At 70.3% G+C, this 1,811-nt stretch carries 3 protein-coding genes; 2 read left to right on the top strand and 1 reads right to left on the bottom strand.

Annotated elements, in window-relative coordinates; all coding sequences use genetic code 11:
* Positions 1-336: transposase (locus tag AB0442_RS42330; protein WP_366168826.1), on the top strand; the 336-nt coding region annotated here is incomplete at its 5' end.
* Between the two features lie 148 nt (positions 337-484).
* On the opposite strand, the gene AB0442_RS42335 is transcribed toward AB0442_RS42330, so the two are convergent.
* A complete protein-coding gene (locus tag AB0442_RS42335; protein ID WP_366168827.1) occupies positions 485-1,036 on the bottom strand; it encodes a GNAT family protein in 552 nt (183 codons plus the stop codon).
* Between the two features lie 193 nt (positions 1,037-1,229).
* Between AB0442_RS42335 and AB0442_RS42340 the strand changes: the two genes are divergently transcribed.
* The gene (locus AB0442_RS42340; protein ID WP_366168828.1) at positions 1,230-1,550 is read left to right on the top strand and encodes a hypothetical protein; all 321 of its coding nucleotides are present in this window, start codon (positions 1,230-1,232) and stop codon (positions 1,548-1,550) included.
* The last annotated feature ends 261 nt before the right edge of the window (positions 1,551-1,811 follow it).

Below are 1,811 nucleotides of genomic sequence, written 5' to 3' on the forward strand. Positions count from 1 at the left end.
GCCGAGCTCCACCACCGGCAGCACGCGACCGTCGAGCAGGTCATCGCGGACGGCAAGGGCTCGACGCTGGCCCACCTGCCCTCCGGGAACTTTCAGGCGAACAACGCGGGGCTGACTCTGCGGGCCATCGCTCACAACCTGCTGCGGGCCGCCGGATCCCTCGCCGGGAGCCACCACGCGAGGGCCACCACCGCGACCCTGCGCGACCACTTGATCCACGTTCCAGCCCGCATCGCTCGTTCGGCCCGGCGACTGACGCTGCACCTGCCCAACCGCTGGCCCTGGCAGCACGCGTTCACCGCCCTCTTCGACGCCGCTCACCCGCCACCGGCCTGATCAACAAGCCGACCACCCGCCCGACAGGGCCTGACCGGAGCAGACGTGGAAAAGCTGGGCAGACCAGCAGACACCCCACGCCCACCCCCAGTCACCCCGGCCAAACCCCGGATCTGATCACTCACGAATCAGGTCGGTGGATTCGGGCTCAGAGGTCCCAGGACCGCGACCGCTCCAGCGCCTCCCACTCCGGACGGAGCAGGGAGAGCATCGCGATGTCGTACCGCCGTCCCCGGTGGAAGCAGGCGGACCGCCGGACGCCCTCGTGGGTAAAGCCAGCACGGGCAAGGACGGTGAGCGCCGAGGCATTGCCCGTGTGAGGGAGCGCTTCGAGGCGGTGCAGCGGGAGTTCGCCGAACGCGAGGTCGACCAGGACGTCCAGGGCAGCGCGCCCATAGCCGCGGCCGCGATGATCCGAATCGACGACGAGACGGACCGTGGCGGTGCCATCGGACATGTTCTGCTCGGCCAGGGCTGCCGCGCCGACCGGCGTGCCGTCCGGGAGCAGAACGAGGAAGCCGTCGTGGTCGGCGTCGTCGATGTCGCGCTCGATCTGTTCGCGTATCGCCGAGAGCGGGCGCGGCCAGTGGCACAGCTCGTGCGCGGCCACCGGCTCGGACCGCCACGCGTGCAGCAACTCGGCATCGTCCACGTCAAGCGGGGCAAGGGCAACGGTCGGGGAGGCATTCTCGCTGATCATGGGCGGATGCTAGCGAACGAACACCCAGGCAAGCCGGGACAGCGGTCGGACGCAGCGCCCCAGCCGTCTCCCAGAGCGATGGCCAACCCGAGCAGGCAGGCCGGGTAGTGCGCCTCGGCGGGCAGGGGGAGCGGGGCGCCGTGCCGGGCGTAGCGCTGACGCCTGGTGACGTGGTCGGTGCCGCCGCATACAGGTGGGTGGCCGGGGCACCCCGGCCACCCACCTGTGGTCCGGCGACGTCTGCACCGTCGTTCGGTCCGGGTCGGGCATCCAGTTGTTTCGGGCATGCGAAGGAAACTGGTGCTTCTCGCTCGCCGCCGCGCGGCTGGGCCAGACCATGGGCGCGGCCGAGCTCGGCCGGGAGCTCGGCGATGCGGGCGGCCCGCTGGTCGTTGCCTCCGCAGCCGCAGCTACCAAGGTGGTGGGTGGCTTCGCGGTGCTCGCGGTACTGGTTGCCCTCGCCGCCCCGGCGGTCGCACGGCGCATTGCCGATGGAGGGCGGCCGAACGGCTAGAAACGGCGCAACCTGGCGCACTGTGCGCGAATTTGTTCAGATGCGTTGACTACTGTTCGGTTCGCCATCATATTTGGCATGCTCGGGTCCGCCGCGAGCGCTCCTCCCGCTCCTGGCCTTCAGCGCGTCCCAACCCACCTCCCGCGAAGGAGTCAGCATGCCCTGGGCATTACGACTTGGTGCGCGATTGAGGGTGGGGCGTGTCGGCCTGGAGGGTTCGGCTGGTGATCTTCAGCGCTCCGCGCAGCGGTCGGAGACCAG

Origin of the sequence: Kitasatospora sp. NPDC085895, assembly GCF_040702125.1 — a bacterium.
Classification (GTDB): Bacteria; Actinomycetota; Actinomycetes; order Streptomycetales; family Streptomycetaceae; genus Kitasatospora; species Kitasatospora arboriphila.

What these genes read in the sequence shown, in the direction of transcription:
- AB0442_RS42335 (WP_366168827.1), bottom strand. Translation starts at nt 1,036, where the DNA reads ATGATCAGCGAGAATGCCTCCCCGACCGTTGCCCTTGCCCCGCTTGAC.